General features: G+C 66.9%; 20 protein-coding genes. 17 read left to right on the top strand and 3 right to left on the bottom strand.

Going from position 1 to position 23,350, the window contains the following annotated elements; genetic code table 11:
- The first annotated feature begins 34 nt into the window (after window positions 1–34).
- The 8 genes from mmsB (at window position 35) to SH203_RS03230 (ending at window position 13,251) form a co-directional block, all read left to right on the top strand.
- Complete coding sequence (gene mmsB, locus SH203_RS03265; protein ID WP_087119397.1) at window positions 35–937, top strand: 3-hydroxyisobutyrate dehydrogenase; 903 nt, start codon at window positions 35–37, stop codon at window positions 935–937.
- Window positions 938–1,312: 375 nt separating this feature from the next.
- On the top strand, window positions 1,313–2,383 hold the full coding sequence (locus SH203_RS03260) for a LacI family DNA-binding transcriptional regulator (protein ID WP_200808773.1): 1,071 nt from the start codon (window positions 1,313–1,315) through the stop codon (window positions 2,381–2,383).
- 50 nt (window positions 2,384–2,433) lie between these two features.
- A complete protein-coding gene (locus SH203_RS03255; protein WP_087119396.1) occupies window positions 2,434–5,436 on the top strand; it encodes a TonB-dependent receptor in 3,003 nt (1,000 codons plus the stop codon).
- Between the two features lie 75 nt (window positions 5,437–5,511).
- The gene (locus tag SH203_RS03250; RefSeq protein WP_087119395.1) at window positions 5,512–6,978 is read left to right on the top strand and encodes a glucoamylase family protein; all 1,467 of its coding nucleotides are present in this window, start codon (window positions 5,512–5,514) and stop codon (window positions 6,976–6,978) included.
- Window positions 6,975–8,243: a sugar ABC transporter substrate-binding protein gene (locus tag SH203_RS03245; RefSeq protein WP_087119394.1), complete on the top strand. Its 1,269-nt coding sequence runs from the start codon at window positions 6,975–6,977 to the stop codon at window positions 8,241–8,243. The genes SH203_RS03250 and SH203_RS03245 overlap by 4 nt, the downstream gene beginning before the upstream one ends.
- Window positions 8,240–9,172, top strand: a complete 933-nt coding sequence (locus SH203_RS03240; RefSeq protein ID WP_234989356.1) for a carbohydrate ABC transporter permease — start codon at window positions 8,240–8,242, stop codon at window positions 9,170–9,172. Before SH203_RS03245 ends, SH203_RS03240 begins: the two co-directional genes overlap by 4 nt.
- Window positions 9,169–9,984 carry a carbohydrate ABC transporter permease gene (locus tag SH203_RS03235; protein ID WP_087119393.1) on the top strand — a complete coding sequence of 272 codons (816 nt, stop codon included), beginning with the start codon at window positions 9,169–9,171 and terminating at the stop codon, window positions 9,982–9,984. The genes SH203_RS03240 and SH203_RS03235 overlap by 4 nt, the downstream gene beginning before the upstream one ends.
- Window positions 9,985–10,029: 45 nt before the next feature.
- Entirely contained in the window at window positions 10,030–13,251 is a 3,222-nt protein-coding gene (locus SH203_RS03230; protein ID WP_087119392.1) for a discoidin domain-containing protein, read from the top strand.
- A gap of 156 nt (window positions 13,252–13,407) precedes the next feature.
- Here the strand turns inward: SH203_RS03230 and SH203_RS03225 are convergent, their stop codons facing one another.
- Complete coding sequence (locus tag SH203_RS03225) at window positions 13,408–14,496, bottom strand: ABC transporter ATP-binding protein (RefSeq protein WP_087119391.1); 1,089 nt, start codon at window positions 14,494–14,496, stop codon at window positions 13,408–13,410.
- Between the two features lie 174 nt (window positions 14,497–14,670).
- Here SH203_RS03225 and SH203_RS03220 point away from each other — a divergent pair, with 174 nt between their 5' ends.
- The 5 genes from SH203_RS03220 (at window position 14,671) to SH203_RS03205 (ending at window position 19,829) form a co-directional block, all read left to right on the top strand.
- Window positions 14,671–17,292 (top strand): TonB-dependent receptor domain-containing protein, encoded by a 2,622-nt coding sequence (locus SH203_RS03220; protein WP_087119390.1) that lies wholly within the window; start codon window positions 14,671–14,673, stop codon window positions 17,290–17,292.
- A 62-nt stretch (window positions 17,293–17,354) separates the two neighbouring features.
- The gene (locus SH203_RS03215; protein ID WP_087119389.1) at window positions 17,355–18,074 is read left to right on the top strand and encodes a hypothetical protein; all 720 of its coding nucleotides are present in this window, start codon (window positions 17,355–17,357) and stop codon (window positions 18,072–18,074) included.
- Window positions 18,075–18,446: 372 nt separating this feature from the next.
- Window positions 18,447–18,827 (top strand): hypothetical protein, encoded by a 381-nt coding sequence (locus tag SH203_RS03210; RefSeq protein ID WP_087119388.1) that lies wholly within the window; start codon window positions 18,447–18,449, stop codon window positions 18,825–18,827.
- Window positions 18,828–18,957: 130 nt separating this feature from the next.
- Window positions 18,958–19,425: a hypothetical protein gene (locus SH203_RS15215; RefSeq protein WP_143275668.1), complete on the top strand. Its 468-nt coding sequence runs from the start codon at window positions 18,958–18,960 to the stop codon at window positions 19,423–19,425.
- A gap of 56 nt (window positions 19,426–19,481) precedes the next feature.
- Window positions 19,482–19,829 (top strand): ArsC family reductase, encoded by a 348-nt coding sequence (locus tag SH203_RS03205; RefSeq protein WP_087119387.1) that lies wholly within the window; start codon window positions 19,482–19,484, stop codon window positions 19,827–19,829.
- On the opposite strand, the gene SH203_RS03200 is transcribed toward SH203_RS03205, so the two are convergent.
- Both SH203_RS03200 and SH203_RS03195 read right to left on the bottom strand, forming a co-directional pair.
- Entirely contained in the window at window positions 19,822–20,631 is an 810-nt protein-coding gene (locus tag SH203_RS03200) for an endonuclease/exonuclease/phosphatase family protein (RefSeq protein WP_159457524.1), read from the bottom strand. The genes SH203_RS03205 and SH203_RS03200 overlap by 8 nt on opposite strands.
- Window positions 20,632–20,638: 7 nt before the next feature.
- Window positions 20,639–20,878 (bottom strand): DUF2188 domain-containing protein, encoded by a 240-nt coding sequence (locus SH203_RS03195; RefSeq protein WP_087119385.1) that lies wholly within the window; start codon window positions 20,876–20,878, stop codon window positions 20,639–20,641.
- A gap of 176 nt (window positions 20,879–21,054) precedes the next feature.
- On the opposite strand from SH203_RS03195, the gene SH203_RS03190 reads away from it, so the two are divergent.
- From SH203_RS03190 to SH203_RS03175, 4 genes are all read left to right on the top strand, one after another.
- Complete coding sequence (locus SH203_RS03190; protein WP_087119384.1) at window positions 21,055–21,453, top strand: DUF6249 domain-containing protein; 399 nt, start codon at window positions 21,055–21,057, stop codon at window positions 21,451–21,453.
- A 24-nt stretch (window positions 21,454–21,477) separates the two neighbouring features.
- Window positions 21,478–22,032 carry an RNA polymerase sigma factor gene (locus SH203_RS03185; RefSeq protein ID WP_087119383.1) on the top strand — a complete coding sequence of 185 codons (555 nt, stop codon included), beginning with the start codon at window positions 21,478–21,480 and terminating at the stop codon, window positions 22,030–22,032.
- Window positions 22,022–22,423 (top strand): hypothetical protein, encoded by a 402-nt coding sequence (locus SH203_RS03180; RefSeq protein WP_087119382.1) that lies wholly within the window; start codon window positions 22,022–22,024, stop codon window positions 22,421–22,423. The genes SH203_RS03185 and SH203_RS03180 overlap by 11 nt, the downstream gene beginning before the upstream one ends.
- A gap of 154 nt (window positions 22,424–22,577) precedes the next feature.
- The gene (locus tag SH203_RS03175) at window positions 22,578–23,348 is read left to right on the top strand and encodes a tetratricopeptide repeat protein (RefSeq protein ID WP_087119381.1); all 771 of its coding nucleotides are present in this window, start codon (window positions 22,578–22,580) and stop codon (window positions 23,346–23,348) included.
- Window positions 23,349–23,350 lie beyond the last annotated feature (2 nt).

Below are 23,350 nucleotides of genomic sequence, written 5' to 3'. Positions count from 1 at the left end.
CGGGGATGAGCGGATGACAATAGGGAGAAAGACCATGACCAAGATCGCCTTCATCGGCCTGGGCAACATGGGCGGAGGCATGGCGGCGAACCAGGCCAAGGCCGGTCACGCCGTCGCCGCCTTCGACCTGTCGCCCAGCGCGCTGGAGCGGGCGCAGTCGCAGGGCTGCGTTCCCGTCGGATCGGTCGCCGAGGCGGTCAAGGACGCCGAGGTGGTCATCACCATGCTGCCGGCCGGACCCCATGTGCTGAGCGTCTATTCCGAGCAGATCATCGGCGCGGCGCCGTCGTCGGCCCTGTTGCTGGACTGTTCGACCATCGACGTGGAGACGGCGCGCAAGGTCGCGGGTCTGGCCAAGGCCGCCGGTTACGCCTTCGCCGACGCCCCGGTGTCGGGCGGCACGGCGGCGGCGGACGCAGGCACGCTGGCCTTCATGGTCGGCTGCGATGAGGGGGATTTCGCCCGTGTCGAGGCGGCGCTGGAGCCCATGAGCCGCATCACCATCCGCGCCGGGGATCACGGGGCGGGGCAGGCGGCCAAGATCTGCAACAACATGCTGTTGGGCATTTCCATGCTGGGGACGTGCGAAGCCATCGCCCTGGCCGAGAAGCTGGGGCTGGACCCCGAGCGCTTCTTCGAGATCGCGTCCAAATCCTCGGGCCAGTGCTGGAGCGTGACCAGCTACTATCCCTGGCCCGGCCCGGTGCCGACGGCGCCGTCCAACCGCGACTATCAGGGCGGGTTCGCCACGGCCATGATGCTGAAGGATTTGAAGCTGGCTCAGGACGCGGCGGCCAAGTCGGGCGCGACCACGCCGCTGGGCGCCCAGGCCGAGGCGCTCTACGCCCTGTTCGACGGCATCGGCCACGGCGGACGCGACTTCTCGGCCATGTTGCAGATGCTGAGGGGGCGGCTGGCCGATCTGGACGCCGCCTGACGCCCATCGATTCGGTTGCGACCGCATTCGGAAAGGCCCGCAACGTCTCGCGTTGCGGGCTTTCTCGCGTTTGAGGGCGGTGCGGAGAGCGCGGCGGTTTGTTGTCGAACGGCGTCGGATGCGACCGGCAGCGGCGGACGGCGTCGTGGTCCGATTAGTGGCTGAAAGTGTGAGGTATTTCTTTCCGCCGAGATGTCGCCAACGCGGCGAGCCATAGCGCCGACGACGCAACGCCGGTCGAAAATAGACGGAATTGCGACCTTCCGACGCTTGCGACCTGGATGACTCCTGTGTCATGTAACCGCTTACATTCGGTATCGACGGACTTCGACAAGGAGCCGGCACGATGGAATCAGGGAGACGATGGACTTGGACATGGCCGCACCTACCGCGCTGTCCGCAGGGCCGGACGCCGCGCCTTTCGCCAAGGCCGCGACCATGCGCGACGTGGCCGAACGCGCCCAGGTGTCCGTCGCGTCCGTGTCTCGCGTGCTGAACGGTCTGGGCGTCACCTCCGACGCGACGCGCCAGCGGGTGCTGGAGGCGGTGGAGCATCTGCGCTACGTGCCGCACTTCGGCGCGCGCAGCCTGTCGACCAGCCAGAACGACACCATCGGCGTCATCCTGCCTGACCTGTTCGGCGAGTTTTTCTCCGAGTTGATCCGGGGCATGGATCTGGCCGCGCGGGCGCACGGCAAACATTTGATCGTCTCCAGTTCGCATGACGGCGCCGAGGACACTCTGGCCGCCGTCCGCTCCATGCGCGGCCGGGTGGATGGGATGATCGTCCTGTCGCCGCACGTCGGCGCCGCCAATCTGGCCGATGAGTTCGCCGGGCGGATGCCGGTCCTGCTGATGAACGCCGGCACGGCCGAGGCCGGGCGCGCCTCCATCGTCATCGACAACCACGGCGGGGCGGTCGCGGCGGTCCAGCATCTGCTGGCCACGGGCCGGCGCCGCATCGCCCACATTCGCGGCGCCGCCGCCAACGTCGAGGCCGACACCCGCGCCGCCGGCTATGTCTCGGCCCTGGACGGCCAGGCGCCGATCGTCGTGGAGGGCGACTTCTCCCAGGCCTCGGGCCACCGCGCCGCGACGGCCCTGTTGGCCATGCCCCAGCGGCCCGACGCCGTCTTCGCCGCCAACGACATGATGGCCGTCGGCGCCCTTCTGGCCTTCCAGGAGGCCGGGCTGCGCTGCCCCGAAGACATCGCCGTCGTCGGCTTCGACGACGTGCCCATCGCCGCCCTGATGCGACCCGCCCTGACCACGATGCGCGTCAATATCGCCGAAATCGGCCGTCGCGGCGTGGAGCGCCTGATCGGCCTGGTCCGCGCCGGTCAGACCGGCGAAGCGGCCGACACCAACTGCGAAATCGTCCGACCGATCCTGGTCGAACGCCAATCCACCGCGGCGGGCCCGACCGCCAGGTTCAACAAGGGGTGAGGGACGTCATGTCGACGCCAACCGATCCCAAAGGAAGGGGAGAATTCAGGATGACCCAGTTCAGTACACGCAAGGCCGTCATGGCCGCCGCCTCGGCTCTGGCCTTGAGCATGGCGGTTGCAGGAGGCGCGTCGGCTCAGAACGCGACGACCACGCTTCGCGGCGCCGTCTATGACGGTCAGACCGCCGAGGCGGGGGCGACCGTCGTCGCGACCGAGGTTTCCACCGGCTATGCGACCCGGGCGCGCGTGGGCGCGGACGGGCGCTATGTCCTGTCAGGCTTGCGTCCCGGCACCTATCGCGTCCAAGTGACCAGCGCCGAAGGTCAAACGGCGGAACAGACCGTCACCTTGTCGCTGGGCCAGGTCGGAACGCTGAACCTGGATGTCGCCTCTGCTGCGACAGGCCAGGCCACGGCGGGCGCGACCGAGTTGGGCGACATCGTCGTCACCGGTCGCCGCGTGTTCGAGGTCCGCACCCCGGAAGTCGCGACCAACGTCACCCAGCAGCAGATCAACAACCTGCCGCAGATCAGTCGCAACTTCCTGAACTTCGCCGCCCTGGCGCCCGGCCTGCGCGTTACCGAAGACGATACGGAACGGACGATCTCGGCAGGCGGCCAGACCGCTCAGGCGATCAACGTGTTTATCGACGGTCAGAATCGCAAGTCGCTGATCAACGACGGCGGCGTCGCCGGTCAGGACGACAGCCGCGGCACGCCCTTCCCGCAGGGCGCCGTGCAAGAGTTCCGCGTTATCAGCCAGAACTTCAAGGCCGAGTACGAACAGGCGGGTTCGGCCATCATCACAGCCGTGACGCGGTCGGGGACCAACGAATTCCACGGCGACGTCTTCGCCTTCTACCAAGACCCGGACTGGGTCGAGCAGGACGAGATTTCGCGTCGTCGCGGTTCCAAAAAGGCTCCGGTTCGTCGTCTGCAGTATGGCGCAAGTCTGGGCGGGCCGATCATTCAGGATCGTCTGCATTTCTTCGGCGCCTATGAGCGCAAGGACGAAGACCGTATCGCTCAGTCGTTCCTGAACCGCACGGAATACAACGACTTCTTCGCCGCCGATCTCGGCACGGTCTCGACGCCGTATCAACAGGACGTCTTCTTCGGCAAGTTGTCGTGGCAGATCGATGATCGTCAGCGCCTGGAACTCAGCACCGAATACAAGACGGAAGAGGACATCCGTGGCGCCAGCGGCCAGAATGCGCCCAGCCGCGCCGCCCGCAACAACGGCGAGACCCAGGCCTTCAACCTGCGTCACCAGTTCCAGGGCCAGCATTTCCTGAACGAGTTCTCGGTCGACTATCTGAAGTCGAGCTACGAGCAGTCGGTGATCAACGGCTCGGATTATGGCCGTCAATACATCATCTTCCGCGACGACAGTTCGACCACGCCGGGATTCCAGTACAACGTCAACAACCGAGACTCGACGGTCTTCACGGCTGGCGGACGGGCCGACGCCCAGTTCCTGCAGCAGAAAAGCACCACGATCCGCAACGATCTGACCATCCCGGACCTGGCCTGGATGGGCACCCACACGATCAAGATGGGTGCGAAGTATTCGATGCAGAACTATTTCGTGCAGAAGGATTTCGGGCGTAACCCGACCTTCCTCTATGACATCGAAGGGCGTCCGGAAATCAACGGCAGCCGCACCATTCCGGTCGCTGTGAACTTGGGTGTCGCCGTGCCAGCGGCGGATGTCGATAACAACGTCATCGGCCTATATATTCAGGACGACTGGCAGATCACCGACAAGCTGGAACTGAACCTCGGCATTCGGTGGGACTACGAGGATAATGCGGTCAATAACGATTATCGCACGCCGGATTCCATCCGCAACATGCTGGCGGCGATCCAGAACCTGCCGGGCTACGACTTCCCGTCGTACTTCAATCCCTCGGACTATATCTCGAACGGCGATCGCAAGGCGTTCAAGGGCGCCTTCCAGCCGCGCTTCGGCTTCTCGTATGATGTGTTCGGCGACGAGAAGACGGTGATCTTCGGCGGCGCCGGTCGCTATTACGATCGGATCGGCTTCAACTTCGCGTTCGACGAGCGGTTCAAGCCGTTCCAGTTCAACAAGACGATCTACTTCTCCAACGCCGGAGGTCCGCGTGGCGGCCAGGACACCATCGCCTGGGACCCGCGCTATCTGACGCCGGCTGGGCTGGACCCGCTGCTGGCCGCCAGCCCCGGCGCGGGCGAAGTCTTCTTGGTGAAGAACAACTTCGAGCCGCCGCGCACGGATCAGTTCAACATCGGCATCCGTCAGAAGTTCGGCCGCTGGCAGACGGCCTTGACCTTTGCCGCCGGCCATACCGAGGGTGAATCGGCTTGGTACATCGCCAATGCTCAGACCGAAACGGGCGGTCGCTTCAGCGGTCCGACCCCGGGTTCGGTCGGATTCTCGCAGTTCCGTAACCTGATCTTCTTCCAGAACACGGACAAGGAACGCGACTACAAGGCGATCTATCTGACCGCCGACAAGCCGTATAACGCCGAGGATCGTTGGGGCTTCAACGTCGCCTACACCTATATGGACGCGACGCAGAACGGCAGCCGCGACAACGGCTACGGCGCGTTTGACTTCGACTACAACACGCCGGGCCAGTCGCCCAAATATCGTTCGTCCACCGACGAGCGGCACCGGATCGTGGCGTCCGGCACCCTGGGCCTGCCCGCCGACTTCCTGCTGTCGGGCATCGTCACCTTGGGGTCAGGTCTGCCCTACACGGTCTATGACTGCCCCAATGCGCCGGCAGGTGGTCCGAACATCTGCTGGAATGGTGGAAACCCGGAGCGGCGGGCCTTCTTCCCCGGCTTCAACTTCGCCTATCGCCAGGTCGATCTGCGTCTGACCAAGGGCTTCGACGTCTTTGGCGGACAGAGGGTCGAGTTCATCGCCGACGCGATCAACATCTTCAACTTCACCAACTACAAGTCGTTCGACGCTGGCTTCAACAGCCCGCGCTACGGCGCCGGGACCGAAGTCTTCCTGCCGACCCGCAGCTTCCAGGTCGGCCTGCGCTACGCCTTCTAACCACCCTGAGCCTGGCCGCCTTTCGCTTGTCGGAAGGCGGCCTTTCTTTTTGATGCTGACCCAGTGAGCGTGCTTATGAATCGTCGAAACTTCCTGATGCGGACCACGACGGGGGCGGCGGTTATGGCCGTCGGGTTTCCGGCGATGGCGGCGGTGAAGGAGGTGGCGGTGACGGGGGCGGTCAATGGGACGCAGCGGCGACCGCTGAGGCTGGATCAGGAGATCGAGGAGCTTCAGGAACGGACCTTCCGCTGGTTCGAGAAGGTCACGGATCGCAAGACCGGCCTGACGCCGGATCGTTGGCCCACGCCGTCCTTCTGTTCGGTGGCGGCGGTGGGGTTCGCCCTGACCTGCTGGCCCGTGGGCGTCGAGCGCGGCTGGATGAGCCGGGCCGAGGCGCGCGAACGCACTCTGACAACCCTGCGGTTCTTCCACGATCTGCCGCAGGGGCCGGAGGCGACCGGCACGGCGGGCTACAAGGGTTTCTTCTATCATTTCCTGGACATGCAGACCGGGCTGCGGTTCGCGCAGAACGAGCTGTCCACGGTCGATACGGCCCTGCTGATCGGCGGCATGCTGTTCGCCGCCCGCTATTTCGACGGCCGTCATGCCGACGAGGCGGAAATCCGTCAGAAGGCTCAGGCCATCTATGAGCGGATCGAATGGCCGTGGGCCGTGATCCGCAACAACCGCATCACCATGGGCTGGCATCCCGAGAGCGGTTTCATCCCCTCGGACTGGCATGTCTATAACGAGGGAATGCTGGTGCTGCTGCTGGCCATCGGCAGCCCGACGCATCCGGTGTCGGTCAATGTCTGGCACGAATGGGCCGCCAGCTACGACGAGAGCTGGACCGACCGCTGGGGCAGCTGGCACCTGAATTTCGCGCCCATCTTCGGGCACCAGTACAGCCATATGTTCATCGACTTCCGCGGCATTCAGGACGCCTGGATGCGTGGGCAGTCGGCCCAGCTGGGTGAGCGGCTGGACTATTTCGAGAACAGTCGCCGCGCCGTCTATGCCCAGCAGAAATACGCCCACGACAATCCGGGCGGCTGGGCCGGCTATTCGTCCGAGGTCTGGGGGCTGACGGCCTGCGACGGGCCGGGCGATTTCAAACAGGTGATCGACGGCAAGGAACGCGAGTTCTTCAGCTATTCCGCGCGCGGGCCGGGCGAGCGCGACGACGGCACCATCGCGCCGACGGCGGCGGCCAGCTCCATCGCCTTCGCGCCCGAGATCGTCGTGCCCTGCGTCAAGGCGATGAAGCAGAAATACGGCGCGGGCCTCTATACCGAATGGGGCTTCCTGGACAGCTTCAACCCGACGCTGACGGTGCGCGACGGCCCGTTGCAGCACGGCAAGATCGTGGACGGCGTCGGCTGGGTGGACGGCGACTATCTGGGCATCGACCAGGGGCCGATCGTCATCATGACCGAGAACCACAGGTCCGAGTTCGTCTGGCGCCATATGCGCGGCGAGCCCAATATCCGCCGAGCGCTCGAGATCGCGGGCTTCACCGGCGGCTGGATGAACGGATGAGTCTGACGGCCCACAGACGCGGCGCGCTGGCCATGATGGCGGGAGGGGCGGCTGCGGCCTGCACCCCGCGCCGGTCGGGCGAGACCGTGCTGCGCTTCTGGGCCATGGGCAACGAGGGCGGCTCGGTCGGCAAGCTGATGCCCGAGTTCGAGCGTCGCAATCCGGGCGTCCGGGTCGAGGTCCAGCCCCTGCCGTGGACGGCGGCGCACGAGAAGCTGCTGACCGCATACGCCGGGGCGTCGCTGCCGGACGTCAGCCAGATCGGCAATACCTGGGTGGCGGAACTGACGGCCATCGGCGCCCTGTCGCCGACTCCGCCCCAGGCGGCGAACCTGATGACCGACCAGTTTCCGGCGGTGTTGGAGACGAACCAGATCGCCGGGCGGGCCATGACCACGCCCTGGTACGTCGATACGCGGCTGTTGTTCTATCGCAAGGATCTGCTGGCGCGGGCCGGGTTCGATGCGCCGCCCGAGACCTGGACCGAGTGGAAGCGAGCCATGCACGCGATCACGCGCGTGGCGGGCGGCGACAACTACGCCATCCTGCTGCCGCTGAATGAGTTCGAGCAGCTGCTGACCTTCGGGCTTCAGATCGATGCGCCGTTGCTGCGCGACCGGGACACGCGGGGGAATTTCTCCAGCCCCGGCTTCGTCGCGGCCCTGGCCTTCTATCGCAGCCTGTTCGCCGAGGGGCTGGCCCCGCTGGCCTCGTCCACGCAGATTTCCAACGTCTGGACCGAGTTCGCCAAGGGCTATTTCAGCTTCTACTTTTCCGGTCCGTGGAGCGTGGGGGATTTCCGCAGCAAACTGCCGGCGGCGTTCCAGCCGAAATGGGCCACCGCCGGCGTGCCGGGACCGAACGGCCTGGGCGCGTCGGCGCCGGGCGGGTCGAGTTTGGCGGTATTCAACTCCTCGCCGCATCAGGACGCGGCCTGGGCCCTGGTCCGATACCTGTCCGAACCGGCGGTGCAGGCCCGGTTCAACGCCATCGTCGGCGACCTGCCTGCGCGCCAGAGCGCCTGGGACATCGCAGGCGTCGAGCGCGATCCGATGCTGGCGCCGTTCCGGGGACAGCTGGCGCGGGCCAAGGCCGTGCCCAAGGTGCCGGAATGGGAGCGGATCGTGACGGAGATGCAGATCGTCGCTGAACGGATGGTGCGCGGCGAATATACGCCTGAGACCGCCGCCGCCGAGATCGACCGCCGCGCCGACCGGCTGCTGGAGAAGCGCCGCTGGATGATGGAACAGGGCAGGGCCGTATGACCGTCGCCGATCCGACATTGGCTCGCGTGAAGCCGTCGCGAGGACGCGGCGCGCGCGAGCGGGCGGCCTGGGCCTTCGTCGCCCCGGCCATGCTGGCCATCGGCCTGTTCTTCGCCATTCCAGTGATCGCGGCCCTGCTGCTCAGCCTGACCGACTTCGACATCTACGCCCTGGCGAACCTGCACAATCTGCGCTTCGTCGGTCTGCAGAACTATGAGCGGCTGCTGACCAATCCGCTGTTCTGGGGGGCGATGAAGAACACCCTGACGTTCGCGGTCCTGGGCGTGCCCCTGTCCATCGCGGCGTCGCTGGCGGCGGCGGTGATCCTGAATGCGCGGGTGGTGAAATGGCGGCCGATCTGGCGGGTCATGTTCTTCGCCCCCTATGTCACCACCCTAGTCGCGACGGCGGTGGTGTGGCGCTATCTGCTGCACACGCGATACGGCGTCATCAACTGGGGTCTGGAAAGCCTGGGCCTGCCGGCGGTGGATTGGCTGGGCGATCCCTCGACCTCCATTCCGGCTATCCTGATGTTCGTGGTCTGGAAGATCTTCGGCTACAATATGCTGATCTTCCTGGCGGTGCTTCAGACCGTGCCGGACGACCTGTACGAGGCCGCGCGCATCGACGGCGCCGGGCCGTGGAAGCAGTTCCGCCATGTGACCTTGCCTGCCATCGCGCCGACCATGCTGCTGGTCTCGATCATTTCGGTGGCCAGCTTCTTCCAGCTGTTCGCCGAACCCTATGTCATGACGCAGGGCGGGCCGGCCCAGAGCACGGTGACGGTGCTGTATTTCATGTACGAGGAAGGCTTCAAATGGTGGAACCTGGGGGCCGCCAGCGCCGTGGCCTTCGTCCTGTTCCTGTGCATCCTGGCCATCACCCTGGTCCAGCTGGCGGTGGCGAAGCGGGTGGGGGCGTATCAGTGAAAATCCGTGCGATCCTGCTGAATCTGGCCGTGGCCCTGATCGCCCTGGTCGTCCTGTTCCCGCTGGTCTGGATGGTGTCGGTCAGCTTCATGGCGACCGGCGAGGCGGCGACCTTTCCGCCGCCGCTGTGGCCCAAGGTCTGGACGCTGGAGCACTATCGCGACCTGTTCCTGAACCAGGGGATGGGGCGGTATCTGTGGAACAGTTTCGCCCTGGCGACCCTGGCGACGATCCTGGCGCTGGGGTTCACGGTTCCGGCCGGCTACGCCTTCGCCAAGCTGAAGTTCAAGGGGCGCGAGCGGCTGTTCCAGTTGCTGGTCGCCGCCCTGGTGGTGCCGGCCCAGATCGGCACCCTGCCGCTGTTCCTGATGCTGAAGGGGATGGGTCTGGTGAACACCTACGCCGGCGCCCTTGTGCCCTGGCTGGCGTCGATCTTCGGCCTGTTCCTGGTGCGCCAGTATGCGCTGAGCATTCCCGACGAGATGCTGGAGGCCGCCCGCATCGACGGCGCCGGCGAGGGGCAGATTTTCCGCCGCGTCGTCCTGCCGACGCTGCAGCCGATCATCGTGACCCTGGGCCTGTTCGTCTTTTTAGGCAGCTGGAACGACTTTCTGTGGCCGCTGATCATCCTGACGGATCAGTCGAACTACACCCTGCCGGTGGCGCTGGCGTCCCTGTCGCGCGAGCATGTGCAGGACGTCGAACTGATGATGGCCGGGGCGGTGGTCACGGTCGCGCCGGTGCTGATCCTCTTCCTGGCCCTGCAACGCTACTACATCCGCGGGATGCTCGCGGGCAGCGTGAAGGGCTGAGCATTTTCCTGTCCCTTTGGGACGACGACAAGGAACAGGCCCTCCATGAGCCTCAAGGTGCGCCTTGCCGCCTCTCTGTTCGCCATCGCCGTGGCGATTGCGACCCCTGCCTTCGCCCAGACGACGCGGGTGCTGGACCCGATGGAGGACGCTGCCGCGTGGAAGGCCGACGCCTCCACCGACGTCTCCTCGACCGTGTCGTCGGTCGCGGGGCATGACGGGCGGGCGGTGCGTCTGACCTATGACTTCAACGGCAAGGCGGGTTACGCCTTTGCGGCGCGCGCCCTGCCGTTCGACCTGCCCGACAATTACGAGATCAGCTTCTGGGTGCGGGGCGAGGGACCGACCAACACCTTCGAGGTCAAGTTCACCGACGCCTCGGCCGAAAACGTCTGGTGGAAACAGACGGCCCGCTATGACTTCCCCGATGGCTGGACCAAGTTCGTCATAAAGCGGCGCCAGGTGTCCAAAGCCTGGGGCCCCAGTGCCGAGACCGAACTGCGTCGCGCCGAGCGGGTCGAGTTCGTCGTGGTGGCGGCCGAGGGCGGGCGCGGCTTCATCGACATCGACCAGCTGTCGATCCGCGAACTGCCCGTCGATCCGGCCGTGCCGCCCCAGCCGGTGGCCAGCGACGGACGGTCGCCCTCCACCGCCCCGCGCGCCGTGGATCGCGACATCAAGACCGCCTGGACCCCGCCGGTCGAGGGCGCGCCGGTCCTGACGCTGGACCTGGGGTATGAGCGCGAGTTCGGCGGCCTGATCCTGCGCTGGGGCGAGCGGGGCGCGGCGAGCGACTATCGCGTCTCGGCCTCGCTGGACGGACGCGACTGGCGGCCGCTGGCGACGGTGACGGGCGGCAACGGCGGCGTCGACTGGCTGAGGACGCCCGAGGCGACGGCGCGGTGGCTGAGGCTCGAACCGCTGAAGCCGCTGGCGGCGTCGGACGTGGTCGGCTCGTCCGGCGCGGGACAGAGGCTGGGCGCGGCCCAGGCGACGACCTATGCCCTGAACGAGATCGAGGTCGAACCGCTGGCTTTCGGCGCGGACGCCACGGCCTTTGTCGAGGCGGTGGCCCGGGAGAACTGGCGTGGCCTGTATCCGCGGGGCTTCTCGGGCGAGCAATCCTACTGGACCCTGGTCGGGGTCGACGGGGGTGGGGAGAGCGGTCTGATCGGCGAGGATGGCGCCATCGAACTGCGTCGCGCGGGGCCGAGCATCGAGCCCTTCGTGGTCGACAACGGGCGGCTGATCACCTGGGCCGACGTCAATATCGAACAGGGGCTGAAGGACGGCGACCTGCCGATCCCGTCGGTGACCTGGACCGCCGACGACTGGACGCTGAAGATCACAAGCTTCGCCGATGGGCCGCCCGATCAGGCGCAACTGTGGGGGCGTTACGACCTGACCAACACCTCCAACCGGCCGCGCACCCTGACCCTGGCCCTGGCCGCGCGGCCGATGCAGGTGAATGCGCCGCGTCAGTTCCTGGCCATTCCCGGCGGGGTCAGTCCGGTCGAGAACCTCGCCTGGGACGGCGCCGAACTGAGGTTGAACGAGGCGGTGCGGGTGCAGCCGCTGGCGACGCCGGATCAGGTCGCGCTCGCGACCTTTGACGCGGGCAGCGATCCGCAGTCCCTGATCCTGCCGTCCGCGCGGCGACCGGCGGGCGAGGCGGCGACCACCACGGACGGCACGGGCCTGGCCGCCGGCGCCCTGACCTATCAGGTGACGCTGCGACCCGGCGAGACGCGCACGGTCGGCTGGGTGTCGCAACTGTCCGGCGACGCGCTGGCGCCCGAGCCGGTGGGGCAGGCGGCGGCTGTGCTGGACACGGTCGAGGCCCGGCTGGCGGGCGAATGGCGGGCCAAGCTGGACCGCGTCGAACTGACCCTGCCGCCTGCCGCCCAGCGGATCGAGGACGCGCTGAAATCCTCGCTGGCCCATATGCTGATGTCGCGTCAGGGGCCGGTCCTGCAGCCCGGCACCCGCAGCTACAACCGCTCCTGGATCCGCGACGGGGCCATGATGGCCGAGGGGCTGAACCGGCTGGGCATGGCCGAGCATTCGGCCGACTATCTGCGCTGGTACGCCCCCTATGTGTTCGACAATGGCAAGGTTCCGTGCTGTGTCGATGCGCGCGGCGCCGATCCGGTGCCCGAGAACGACAGCCACGGGGAGTTCGTCTTCCTGGCCGCCGAGACCTATCGCTACACCCGGGACGAGGCCCTGCTGCGTCAGGTCTGGCCCCAGGTGCAGAAGGCCGTCGCCTATATGGACGACCTGCGGGCCTCGACCCGGACGGCGGCGTTCCAGACGCCGGACCAGCGGCATCTGTATGGTCTGCTGCCGCCGACGATCAGTCACGAGGGCTATTCGGACAAGGCGGCCTATTCCTATTGGGACGATTTCTGGGGTCTGCTGGGCTACAAGGACGCAGTCTTCATCGCCGAGGCGCTGGGCGATGCGGAGGCCGCCGCCCGCTATGCGGCGGCGCGCGATCAGTTCGCCGCCGACATCCGCGCCTCGATCACGGCGACGGCGGCCCATCACGACATCGACTGGATCGCGGGGGCGGCGGATCGGGGCGATTTCGACGCGACCTCGACCACCATCGCCCTGTCTCCGGCGGGGGAAAAGGATGATCTTCCGCCCGAACTTCTGGCGCGAACCTTCGACCGCTATTGGGAAAACTTCCAGAACCGGCTGACCAATCGCACGGCGTGGAAGGACTACACCCCCTATGAATGGCGGCTGGTCGGCGCCTTCGTGCGGTTGGGGCAGAAGGACCGGGCGCTGGCGGTGCTGGACTTCCTGATGGCCGACCGCCGGCCCGAGGCCTGGAACGGCTGGGCCGAGGTTGTGGGGCGCGAAAAGCGCGAGCCGCGCTTCATCGGCGACATGCCGCACGCCTGGATCAGCTCGGATTACATCCGTTCGGCCCTGGATCTGTTCGCCTATGAACGGGACCAGGACCATGCGCTGGTGCTGGCGGCGGGCGTGCCCGAGGCGTGGCTGGACACCCGCGAGGGCGTCGGGGTGAAGGCCCTTCGCACCGCCTATGGGCCGTTGACCTACGCCTATCGCAAGGCGGGGCGGGCGTATGTGCTGACCCTGGGCGGCGGGGCGAATCCGCCCGGCGGGTTCGTGCTGCAATGGGCGGCGGGGCAGGGGCGGCCGGAACGGGTGCGGATCGACGGCCGCGCGGCGGCGTGGTCGGGCGACGAACTGGTTATTCCTGTCGGGGCGAGACGGGTCGAGTTGCGCTGACTACTGACATCCCTTCTCCCAGTGGGAGAAGGTGGCCCGAAGGGCCGGATGAGGGGCGGCCGGTGGGCCAAGTCGCGCCACCCGACCCTCACCCTTTCGCACAAGAACGACGGCCTTCGCCGCCGTGTGCTCAAGCCCTCTCCCAATGGGATAGGGTCACAATCTAGGGAACGCCCTCCCATCCGCGTCGAATAGGTGCGCCTGTTTGGCGGGGACATGCAGGGTCAGTCGCTCGCCGGCCCTGGCGCGCAGTTCGCCGGCCAGCTGAACCGTCAGTGTGTCATCGGACGCCGGATGCTTCAGGTGCGCCATGGTCGTCGCGCCGAGGGTTTCCACGAACATGACCTCGGCGGTCAAGGCGTCGCCGTCGCCGGTCGTGGTCAGGTGCTCGGGACGGACGCCCAGCGTGATCGCATCGCCGGGCTTGGCGGAGGCGGCGTCCACGGCGACGCGGATCGTCTCGCCCGCCGATGTCTTCACCGTCGCGCCGGACGCCGAGGCCATGACGATCTCGGCCGACAGCAGGTTCATCCGGGGGCTGCCGATGAAGCCGGCGACGAACAGGTTGGCGGGGTGTTCGTACAGCTCCATCGGCGCGCCGACCTGTTCGATCCGTCCGCCGTTCAGCACCACGATCCGGTCGGCCAGGGTCATGGCCTCGACCTGGTCGTGGGTGACGTAGATCATGGTGGTCTTCAGCTCGGCGTGCAGCCGCGCGAACTCGTAGCGCATCCGCACCCGCAGGGCGGCGTCCAGGTTGGACAGCGGCTCGTCGAACAGGAAGACCTCGGGTTCGCGCACGATGGCGCGGCCGATGGCGACGCGCTGGCGCTGGCCGCCCGACATGGCCTTGGGCTTGCGGTCCAGATAGTCGGTGATGCTGAGCGCCTCGGCGGCGGCGCGGACGCGGCGGTCGATCTCGGCCCTGTCGGTCTTGGCCAGCTTCAGGCCAAAGGCCATGTTCTCATAGGCCGTCATGTGCGGATACAGCGCATAGGACTGGAACACCATGGCGATGCCCCGGTCAGACGGCGACAGGTCGTTGACCATGCGGTCGCCGATCCAGAGCTGACCCGTGGTCGCCTCTTCCAGCCCGGCGATGGTGCGCAGCAGGGTGGACTTGCCGCAGCCCGAGGGGCCGACGAAGACGATGAACTCGCCGTTCGCGATCTCCAGATCGACGCCCTTCAGCACATCGACGGCGCCAAACGCCTTCTTCACGCCAACCAGACGGAGGTTCGCCATGCTTCCTGTTCCCCTTGAGCCGTTTCTCTTTTGGCGCACCGTAACCGGTTACATCGCAGGATCAATGCCGCAGGCCGTTCTGCCGACGACTGAATTTGCAAAACTGCGAAATTAGGCTTTCGCAAAATGACGATGGTGGATAGAAGCCGCTGCCAATCGCGGGGGAGCATCCGAATGACACAGCGCAAAATCCTGATGGCGACGGCCTCCATGGCCTGGCTGGCGGCGGCCGTGGGCGCACAGGCCGAAGACCAGAGAGCGGCCCAGGTGGACGACATCGTCGTCACGGGGTCGCGTATCGCGGGCGGCGACCGGATCGCGCCGGTCGAGACGGTGGGGCGCGAGGTCATGGACGCCGCCGGGGTCGCCGACGCCTCGCAACTGGTGCGGCTGGTCACGGCCAACTCCGGCTCGGAAGCCCAGGTCGATCAGCTGAACCAGCCGCAGAGTTCGGGCACGGCCCAGTTCAACCTGCGCAACCTGGGTCTGGGCTCGACCCTGGTGCTGGTGGACGGCCAGCGCTGGACGACCAGCGCCGTGGTCGCCACCGACGGCTCGGCCTTCGTGGACATCAACTCATTGGTTCCGATGATCGCGCTGCAGCGGGTCGAGGTGGTCAAGGACGGGGCCTCGGCCGTCTATGGCTCGGACGCGGTGGCCGGGGTGGTCAACTTCATCACCCGGCACGACGTGGATCGGCCCGAGGTCTCGGCCAAATACGCCGGGGCGGACGGGTCGGACGAGAGCGTGATCCAGGCCATCGGCGGGTTCGACCTGCTGGGCGGAAACCTGACGCTGGCGGCCTCGCACTTCCACCGTTCGGCGCTGGGCTCGGACGAGCGGGCCTTCACCCAGGCCGAACGCTATGGCCGGGCGGCCTGGACGGCCGTGACGAGCTATGGCCAGCCGGGGTCCTATTTCCGGCCCAGCCGCAACGGCTTCTCGCCCGATCCGGCCTGCGGGAACCCGGCCTTCGCCAGCGCCTACAAGAACAGCGCGACCGACGGCTTCTGCCGGCTGGACTATTCCGACTTCTTCGACCTGACGCCTGAGGAGACGCGGACGCAGGCGTTCGCCGACTATCGTCGGCCGGTCGGGGACATGACGCTGACGCTGCAGGGGGCCTGGTCGTCGACGAAGACCGTGGCCCGCCAGTCGCCGTCCCTGCCGATCCTGGCGCGGTCGCTGAGCGTGCCCGCGTCGCATCCCGACAATCCGTTCGGGGAGGCGGTGCTGTTCCGCGGACGGCTGCTGGGGGCCGAGGCGGGGGCGTCCCGGGCGGACTTCGACTACCGGACCTGGCGGCTGGCGGCCGGTCTGGACGGTCAGTTCGCCGGCGGCTGGAGCTGGAGCCTGGCGGCGACCAGCAGCCGCCAGCACGTCGCCTATGACAAGCCGGACGTGATCGGCAGCGCCTTGCAGAACGCCCTGAACGGCTTTGGCGGGGCGGGCTGCAACCCGGCGACGGGGACGGCGGGCGTCGGCGCCTGTCAGTATTTCAACCCGTTCGGCAGCGCCTATCTGGGGACCGGCACGGCCAACGGCGCCGCCCTGATCGACAGTCTGATCGGCTATACAGGGCTGCGCGGAGCCTCGACCCTGACCACGGCGGAGGCCTCGACCAGCGGTCAGGCCCTGACCTGGGACGGCGGGGCGGTCGATGTGGCGCTGGGCGTCCAGTATCGGCGCAGCGGTTTCCGGCACGACTGGAGCGATCTGGTCAATGCGGGCGACCTTCTGACCGCCGGCTATTCCCCCGACTTCGAGGGCGATCAGCAGGCGCTGGCCGCCTTCGCCGAGGCGCGTCTGCATCTGGGCGACCGGATCGAGGCGCAGCTGGCGGGCCGGTACGAGACCTATGACGGCGACGGGCGGTTCAGCCCCAAGGCCGCCGTGCGTTGGGACGTCACCGACGCCCTGGCGCTGAGGGCGTCGTGGGGGCAGGGGTTCCGCGCGCCGTCAGTCTATGCCCAGTCGGGGGCCCAGGCGTCGCAGCCGTCGGTCTTCGACCGGGGCGCCTTCGTCTTCGTCAACACCCTGACCTCGGGCGATGCGGCGCTGAAGCCCGAGAAGTCCGAGAGCCTGAGCCTGGGGGCCGTGTGGCGGCCGCTGGAGGGGCTGGAGTTCAGCGTGGACGCCTGGCGGTTCGACTATACGGATCAGGTCGTCAAGGAATCGGCGCAGGGCGTCATCGACCAGGCGGCGGCCGATACGGCGGCGGGGCGGACGGGAACCCCGGCGCAAGGCCGCATCACCCGCTCGCCCAGCGGCGCCCTGACCTTCGTGCAGCTGTATTTCATCAACGCCTCGTCCATCGAGACGCAAGGACTGGACCTGGCGGCGCGCTATGGCCGGGATCTGTGGGGCGGGCGGGCGACGGCGTCGGCGACCTGGACCTATGTGGACCGCTACGACATCCGCCTGAACGACGGGGCGGCCCGGGTCTCGGGCGTCGGATCGACCAATCTGGGCAATATCGGCCGGTCGCTGCCGCGCAATCGCGGGGAGTTCGCCCTGGGCTGGAGCGGGGGAGCGAACGCGGTGACGGCGCTGGTCCACTATACCGACGGCTATCGCAACGACCGCAGCGGGATCACCGATCCGACCATCGCCAGCCAGACGACGGCGGACGTGCTGTTCAGCCGCACCCTGGGCGCCGACATCGACCTGGCGATGGGGGTGGTCAATGTGTTCGACAAGGCGCCGCCCCTGGCCCAGTTCGCCCTGGGCTACGATCCCGTCGTCGCCGATCCGCGCGGGCGGGTGTTCAGCGTGGGGCTGACCAAGCGGTTCTGAGCCGGTCGCGCGTTTGCGCGGTCGACCGGGCGGTGTATGCATCCCCTTCACGGGGACGATCCATGACGACCGACGGCGAGACCACGCGCAAACAGGCGTTCAAGGACCTGTCCGAAGACGCCCTGGGCTTTGGCGGCGCAGACATCCGCACGGCGCGCGACCTGCTGATCCGCCCGCGCCTGGTGCTGCAGGCCTGGATGATCGAGGGGCCGACCGGCGGCGGGGTCTATGCCAAGCCGCTGAAGCTCTATCTGGCGCTGAATGCGATCCTGATGCTGATCGTGTTTCTGCGCGGCGGAATGGGCGGGGCGCTGGATCAAATACCCGCGGATGTGATCGCGTCGCTGGTCGCCCAGTCCGGCAAGTCGCGCGACGCCTTCATGGCCGACGCCGATGGCTGGATGTCGTTTTTGACCGTCCCGCTGATGGCGCCGCTCTATGCGCTGGCGGTCCTGCCGTTCGTGCGCTGGTGGGACGCGGAGACCCTGGGCTGGCGTCGTGGGTTTCGCGCGTCCTTCGCCTATCTGAACGCCTGGACCGTTCCTATGCTGCCGTTGTTCTGGTTCATCTACGGCACGGGGCCGGTGGCGATGATGGGCAGCGTGGCCCTGTTCGTCCTCGGCGTCGTGACCTTCGTCAGGATGGGGCGCGGGCGGTGGTATCGCGGCGTCGCCGCCGGGATCGGCAAGGGGCTGGTCCTGCAGATCGCCATCAACCTGATGATGATGCTCGGGAGCGCCCTTATGATGGTCATCGGCGTTCTGGCCGGTCTGCTGGTCTGAAGGCGGGCCGCGAAAACAGAGTGTACTGTGTGCACTTCGTCTGAAATCGGCGCCGGGCGAAATTGCACTGCACCCCGAAAACAGGTGCAATGTGCAAGAAGGTGCAATTTCGATGCGCCAGGATGTCAAAGACCGGATGACATCATACCGCACCTTTGGGCTTGTATGGTCGATTGACGCTGCGGGGCTTCAGGGCGCTGGAAACGCTGAGAATTGTTCGGATCGATAGGGTGGCTGGTTGAGCGCGATGCCAGTGTGCGCCAGGTTTTAACTCGCGCAGCATGCTGGCGGTGAAGCCGCAAAGCGGTCGTCGCGGTTGTCTGTTAGGGATGGAAAGGCGACATTCGTATCGAGCGGAGGTAGGCTTTGATTATGCCCATTTCTTCCGCCGATGTCGCCGTCCTGATCAACAGGGAGTTGTCGGTTCTCGCGGACGATCAAGCAAAGCAGGCCGTTCTGCGCGGGCTCATCGACCCGCGCCCGGTCGCCCTTGATTGGGAGTACGGGAACCCGGGGCAACAGTTTGAAGGGTGGGTCGTCTTCGATCACGAAGCGGAGTCGGATACTTTTATCGTCTACTGCGAGCATGGCTTCGGCCCCGCGTCGCCTTGGGGCTTGGTCTTTGCCATCGCCCATCAGGGAAGACGATCAATGGGCATGGACAGCGGCTGGTTTCGATCATTCATGGACGCATTCCGGGACTCGCACGCTGGTGCATCCCTTGCGCGAAGCGGACCATCCGAAGGCCTCTAACGGGTCGATTTCGATCCTAGGCTTCATCGCTGAACGCGGACGCTCTGAATTTAAGCTAAGGGGTGGAGCGCTGATGTTGCTTGAACCACGTTTGAGCTGCAATGAAATGCAAATCTGTGAAAGCTGATCCATGACGATAGCGGCAAGACGGCAGGCTGCTGTTTTAGGTGGCATTGGCCTGGCCATGATAGCTGGCGCGATCTTTTGGCGACTTGCGCCGGACGGCGCTTATCCCAATGTCAGGATGTGGACCCTCGTCCTTCCAGCGATTGTACTCGTCTTTGGACTGCTGCTGGTTTTCCGGTCGGGCTTCGTTCAGCTTCTAAACATCACAAGAGCTGAGCGAAGAGGCGCGACGCAGGGGCAGAGGGCTGAACTGTCGAAAATGATTGGGCCATCGCTTGGCTTGTTGAGCGTGCTCGGACTGGCTGGTGTGCTGGTATGGGCAGCGCCGATGGCTGATGGCCGCTTTGGTTGGGGAAGCGTCGAAACAGCTACAGGTATTTACCTCATCAGCCTGGCGCTTCTGCCAGTCGTCGCATTTTTCGGTACTTGGCTCCGACTTCGAGAAATCGAAATTCTGGCACAGCCGTCCTGACACGTCGATTTGCGCTGCTGGCTCCTTAACACAAACCTGACATCCTCCGAGGAACGATGACCTACACCCTATACGGCATTCCGAACTGCGACACGGTCAAGAAGGCGCGGGTCTGGCTGGGGCAGCATGGGGTCGATTATGTGTTCCATGACTACAAGAAGGCCGGGGCGGATGCGGCGCGGCTGGGGCAGTGGATCGACGAGCATGGGTGGGAGACGGTGCTGAACCGCGCCGGGACCACGTTCAAGAAGCTGCCGGACGCCGACAAGGCGGGGATCGACAAGGAAAAGGCGATCGCCCTGATGCTGGCGCAGCCGTCGATGATCAAGCGGCCTGTGCTGGACCTGGGCGACCGGCGCCTGATCGGCTTCAAGCCCGAGCTTTACGAAGCGGCGCTCAGCTAAGGCGAAGCGTCGCGGCCACGCCGAAGTGGTCGGATGGATATTCGCCGTTCGCGGGCGTGTCGCCGAACAGATGGGCCGTGACGGGGGCGAAGGCGGATCGCTCGGCGAAGATGTGGTCGATGACGCGGTTCGGGTGGCCCTTGGCCGGGTTCAGGGTGGTGACGACCGACCCGCGCGGCAGGGCGCTGAAGAACCGGGGACCGGTCAGGACGGCCAGGCCCGAATCGTCCTGGGTCGCATTGAAGTCGCCCATGACGACCAGGGGCGCGCCGTCGCGGGGCAGCCAGTCCAGCAGCGAGGCGATCTGGCGGGCGCGCACCGGGCCGGCGTCGTCCTGCCACGCCAGATGGGTGACGACGACATCGACGGGGCGACCCTGAACCGAGACGCGAAGGCGCAGGGCGGTGCGATAATCGTCCAGCGGCTCCAGCCGCGTGGAGGCCTCGGCCGTAACGGGCAGGCGGGTCAGAAGGGCGTTGCCGTAGCGGCGGGGCGCCCCCTCGGGATCGGTCGAGACGAAGGCGACGCGATAGTCGCCCAGTTCGCGCGCCAGCATGGCCGCCTGATTCTCCAGCCCCACGGCGGCGTCCTGCAACACCTCCTGTAGGGCGATGACGTCGGCGTCCTCGGCCTTCAGCGCCGCGATCAGCAGCGGACGGCGCGCGGGCCAGTCGCCCAGATTGTGCCAGATGTTGAAGGTGGCGAGCTTCAACTCGGCGCCCGGACGGGCCGTCGGCGTAGTGGCGCAGGCCGCCAGCGGCGACAGCGCCCCGGCGGCCAGCAGGGTGCGGCGCGCGATCACGGCTGGATCAGCCCTCGACGTCCGTGCTGGGCCGGTCGTGGCCGTCGGCGCTTTCGGTGATCCATTCGCCGTTCGCCGTCTCGTATTCGATGGCGGCGGTCTGATCGGGGACCTTCTGCTCGCGGGCCGCGCGGACGGCGGCGGCCTTGGCGGCGTCGTGGCTGGGGAAGGTTTCGGAATAGGTGTCGCCGGACCGATAGGCCCAGCCGCCGTCGTGTTCGACGATGCGATAGGTGACGTGGGCCATGCGATACGCTCCTGCGATTGACGGGTTCGGACCCTAGACCGAACGGGCGACGGCCGAAACGGCGACCTTACGAAGATTTCACGTGAGGGGTCGCATCCGTGCGGGCATCCCGCAGCCTCTTGTCGTCAGAAGGCCGCCGCATCAGGCTGCTGCACAGGACCAAAGGGATATTCGTCATGGAAGACCTCGTTCCACTGTTCGCCATCTTCGCCGTGTTCGGCACCATCACGGCCATCGTCTTCGGCCCCAGCTATCTGAAGTATCGCGAGAAGCGGGACATGCAGGTGACGGTGCGCCAGGCGGTGGACAAGGGGCTGGAGCTGCCGCCCGAGTTGCTGGATGCGATGACCAAGGACGTGGAGCGCAGCCTGCCGTCGCGCACCAAGGACATCCGCAAGGGGGTGCTGAGCCTGGCGGCGGGCGTCGGCATCGCGGGCTTCGGCATCGTGGTGGAGGGGGCGACCCACGTCTGGGGCGGCAACGGCGCCGGCGCCATGCTGGGCATCGCCTGTATTCCCGCGGCCATCGGCATCGCCTTTATCGTCCTGGGCTTCTTCAACCCGAACAAGGCGTGACGTCCGCCTGAAGGGGGAAGCGTCATGAGCAAATCCTTGCGCGATTTCCACGACGTCGAGCTGGCGGCCCAGGCGGCCGCCGGCGGACGGCGGGAGTATGGAGAACTGGTGCGCCGCCACGGCTCGGCGGTGCGCGGGCTGCTGCGCCGGATGGGGGCGGCGCCGTCTTTGGCCGACGACGTGGCGCAGGACGCCTTTCTGCAGGGCTTCCAGCGGTGTTCGGAGTTTCGGGGGCAGGGGACGTTCGCGGGCTGGATCAAGAAGATCGCCGCGCGCCTGTATCTGAAGCGTGTCGCCAAGGAGGCGCGCTACGTCGCCGAGGTGGAGGCGGATCAGGCCGAGGTCGCGGTGGATCGCGGCGGGCTGATGGACCTGGACGAGGCGTTGAAGGCGTTGAACGAAACCGAACGGATGTGCGTGTCCCTGTGCCACGGCGCGGGGATGTCGCATCCCGAAATCGCGGCAGCCATGAATTTGCCGCTGGGAACGGTGAAATCCCATGTCAAACGTGGTCTGGATAAACTCCGCGCGCGGCTTTCGCCGGCGCAAGGCGACGGGAGGTCGATCCATGTCGGCTGACGAATTCGATCCCGCCATCGAGCGGATGTTCGCGCAGAGCCCGCGTCTGGCCGACGAGGCGCTGTTCGTGGCCACCCTGCAGGCGCGGCTGGAGAAGCGGTCGCGCTGGCGCACGCTGACGCTGACGGCGGCGGGACTGGTCGGGGGCGTACTGGCGGTGCGCGAGGGGGTGAACTTCAACTTCACCGCCGAGGGCGACGCCACCCTGTCGCAAGGGGTGCGGGCGGCGGCGGCGACCGCGCAGGCCTCGGCGCAGAACGGGTTGGACGCCCTGGGGATGGGCGGTCTGGACCTGACCGGCAGCTCCGGGATGCTGGCCTTCTGGATCGTGGCCGGGGCCATGGTCGCGGTGCTGGCGGCGGGCGCGGCGCGGCTGTCGCAGGACGTCTGACGCCGCCGATGTGAAAACCCGCCGTTTTCCTGCCGAAGTCGAGACCTACTTCTCGAAAAAGCCGGCGTCGCAGTAACGGACGACGTTGCGGCTCATGCGCCGACCTTCTAGGGTCCGCGCGGTTTGCATTTCGCGATTTTGGGGCGACGTTTCAGTGGTTGATGTCTTCGAGCAGGTCGAGGAGGAGCTTCGCTCCGACAAGTTGAAGCGCCTCGCCCGCACCTGGCTGCCGGTTTTCGGCGTGGTGCTGGTCGTCGCCCTGGTGGGCGCCCTGGGCTGGTGGGGCTGGGACAGCCTGAACGCCAGCAAGGCCGCCAAGGCCGCCGACGCCTATGATCGCGGCATGGAGGCCCTGCGCGCCGACAAGCCGATGGACGCCCGCGCCGCCTTCGAGGAAGCGGTCAAGGAAGGCAACGGCGCCTACAAGGCCCTGGCCCTGCAGCAGCAGGCCGGCCTCGCCGTCAGCGCCAACAAATTCCCCGATGCGGTTCGCCTGTTCGACGAGGCCGCCAAGGCGTCCAGCGATCCGATCCTGTCCGATCCGCCCGCGCTGAAGGCCGCCTTCCTGATCATGGACACCGCGCCTTTGGCCGAGATCGAGAAGCGGCTGGAGCCGCTGGCCCAGGACAAGCGCCCGCTGCACGCCTTCGCCCAGGAAGCCCTGGCGCTGGCCCGTCTGCAGCATGGCAAGGCCAAGGAGGCGCGCGAAACCTTCGTCCAGCTGCAGCTGGGCCAGGACGTGCCGGATTCGATCCGCCAGCGCGCCCAGATCGCGGTCGAGAGCATCGACGCCGGGACCGCCGGCGCGCTGCCCGCCATCATCCGCGACGCCGCCAAGGCCACGCCGCCCGCCGCCGGCGCCGCCAACGCCATGACCCCTTCGGCGGCGCCGACGGCCCCCGCCGCCGCGCCCGCCCAACAGTGACG

The organism is Brevundimonas sp. SH203, assembly GCF_002157625.1.
Lineage (GTDB): Bacteria > Pseudomonadota > Alphaproteobacteria > Caulobacterales > Caulobacteraceae > Brevundimonas.
This window is presented reverse-complemented; position numbering and strand designations above follow the sequence as displayed.